The sequence below is a fragment of the bacterium genome, from assembly GCA_024226335.1.
Classification (GTDB): Bacteria; Myxococcota_A; UBA9160; order SZUA-336; family SZUA-336; genus JAAELY01.
In genome coordinates this window covers 1-2663 of record JAAELY010000058.1, presented here as the reverse complement: position 1 = coordinate 2663, position 2663 = coordinate 1, and the positions used below count along the sequence as shown (strand labels likewise).

General features: G+C 61.2%; 2 protein-coding genes. Both read right to left on the bottom strand.

What is annotated here, in order from left to right:
* Window positions 1-279 precede the first annotated feature (279 nt).
* Complete coding sequence (locus GY725_02940) at window positions 280-1920, bottom strand: phage tail protein (GenBank protein ID MCP4003132.1); 1641 nt, start codon at window positions 1918-1920, stop codon at window positions 280-282.
* Window positions 1910-2470, bottom strand: a complete 561-nt coding sequence (locus GY725_02935; protein MCP4003131.1) for a hypothetical protein — start codon at window positions 2468-2470, stop codon at window positions 1910-1912. Before GY725_02935 ends, GY725_02940 begins: the two co-directional genes overlap by 11 nt.
* Window positions 2471-2663 lie beyond the last annotated feature (193 nt).

Below are 2663 nucleotides of genomic sequence, written 5' to 3'. Positions count from 1 at the left end.
GGGGCGTCCAATGGGCACGGTAGCGGCACGTTTCGGCCCGATTTCGGCCTCTCGGGCGGGCCGTAGCAGGGCGATATTCGCGCTAACTCGTTGACGGTGAAACCGCTTAGCTGAATCGACGCAAGCGGCATATCGGGCCAGGACCGCCCCACCATGCCGCATCAGGGGCCGAATCTGCGCCCTCTTTCGACGATCGGGAGCGGAATCGAGCCCATGATCGCGTCGGCGGGAACGGAATCGGTGACGGGAAACCCACCTAGGCGCCACTTTTGAAGCCGCTCAGAACTTCGCGACGGCCATGTTGTCGGGACGGAGTTTATCGCTGACGCTGCACACCCACTCGAAGGGCCGGTACGCGGTTTCCCGCGACCAGGCGATGCAGTCGTAGGTAAAGGCGAGCGAGTAATGGTCGGTCCCGATCCGCACGTAACGGTACGCCTGGGCTCCAGTGTCCGCGTCCTCGACCAGTTGCTTCACGTCGGCGGACATATGAGAGGCGAACTCGCGCATCAACTCGCCGCCACGAGGCAACACGACCTTCCTGTCCCGTACTACCTGCCGGCTAGCGTCGAGCGCCTCGGTGCGATTCTCGCGGACGATCTGTTCGCTGTAATCCCAGGAATACGAGCCACGCTGGCTCTCGACGAAGTAGTTGAGGTAGACCCTACCCGAGTGCCGCTTGGCGAAGTCTCGCGTGGCATGGATCTCAGGTAGCGCATCGATGACGCACCGTTGGATCTTGTACCGTTCGATCAGCTCGTCGAGCTCGCGGTAGTCCTGACGGGTGCCGACGTAGACGACCTCGCGTTTGCTGCGGTCCCTGTCGGCGAACCTCGAGATCACCACGTGCAGTTCCTTCCCGGTGTCCACACCCATCGAGCATGGCCGGTCGGATGACTCCAGCATTCCGTGTTCGCCGCAGCAAGCCAGTACCGCCGCAGCATCGAGCCGGTTCTGAATGTCCGCCCAGGCCAAGCCGATTTTCAAGTTGTAGAACCGTTCCGCGAATCGAGTGCGGCGGTATTCCTCCATGATCTCGCCAGGGTCCACCTTCGACGAGAACAGCTGTGAGATTCGGTAACCATGGGTCTTGCGATCGGGGAAGTCTGGCACCCATTCCCCTGCCTCGATGTCTAGCTCTGCATCGCACTTCGGGCAGGCCCGATAGTATTCGCCATCCTCGCGCTCGCGGATGATACGGACCTCCTGGCCCAGCTTCTCGGGGAACTCCTTGTCGAGCGCCGTCCAGGTCGTGCAATGCTCGCACCGGATCGTCCAGTGGCGCTGGTCCGAGAGTTGGTACACCTCGTCGATGCCGTAGTTCGGCAAGGATGGGTTCGACAGTTCGATAATCCGTTTGAAGTCAGAGTGGGCCAATCGTTCACGGGCCATGCTCTTGGCGTCGGGCGTCGCCTCATCGAGTTCGTCGAACACGATCATGTCGGCAGGCACCGACTTCATGCCGACAGTGGACTGCATGCCGCGGAGGTACAGGTAGGCCGAACCGATCCGTTTCAGTCCCGCGGTGTCTGTGTCTTTCAACAGTCGTTTGAGAAACTGGTTGTCTCCCAGTAGCGGCCCAACGCGAGACTTTGAGAACTCCAGCACGTCGGTGCGAGTCGGGAAGAAGTACATGCAGTTGAGGCCCATCACGCAAGCGTGGAACGCTTTCAGGATCGCCCAGGTCGTTCCGCCGATCTGCGCAGCCTTCGACAGGACGATGTGTGGTGCGGTGTCGTCGTAGATGGCCCTCAGGTATTCGTGACCCTCGAACCGGAACGGTCGCCCGTCGAGCCTGACGCGGCGCAGAGCCCAGTCTGCCAGCGGTTCGCTGACGGCTCGGGTAGCTGGCCGTGCGATCTCGGAGATGCGACTGCGTACGTAGCCTCGGAATGCTTGCGGGATAGCTCTACGCGACATCCTCGGTGGCCTCCGACTCGGTAGGACATTGGTCGAGCAGTGCGCGGGCAATTCGATCGCGAGTGTCTTCGTCTTGGACTTCCTGCTTCACCACGTCGAGGAACAGATCGACGAGGGAGCGACCGTCGGCTTCGGCTTGGGCGCGGATCTGTTCTTCTGTGTGGCCGTCGAGGGAAAGGCCGCGTGCAAGGCGCTGCCCTTTTTGCGCTCGGTCCAAGATCGCGGCGACTCGCTCCAAGGCTCGAATCTCTTCGATGTTCAGTCCGTTCTTCTGGATCGTCTCGAAGAGGCGGCCAACTACTACGCCCCAGAACTTGAAGTGTTGAGCGTTGAGGGTGACTCGCTCGGTGGCCAACTGCTCGACGAGTTTCTCAGCAGCCTGCCGATCGATCTTGAGACGAAGTCCGTCCCAGTCTTCTTCCTTGCGCCAGACGCCGACCGTGTGCGGCTTCGTACCGATTCGACGTGCGATCTCGGCCACCGAAGATCCCTCGCCAGACAGGTACAGCCTGCGGGCCTCCTCGCGCTTTGTCCGGGAGTACTTGGCCATCGCTACCTCATCGCCTCACCATCGCCTTCATTGTGGCGGCAGGTTTGCAACGCATTTAGCTGCGAGATTGCCTTGCTTTCCTTCTGCATCGGAGCCCTCCTGTCCATGCGATTCAAACACGCGGCAACGAAGGAGGATCTATGACACGACCCAGAACCAAGACGGTGCCGGGCTACCGGGTGCAGGCGATGCT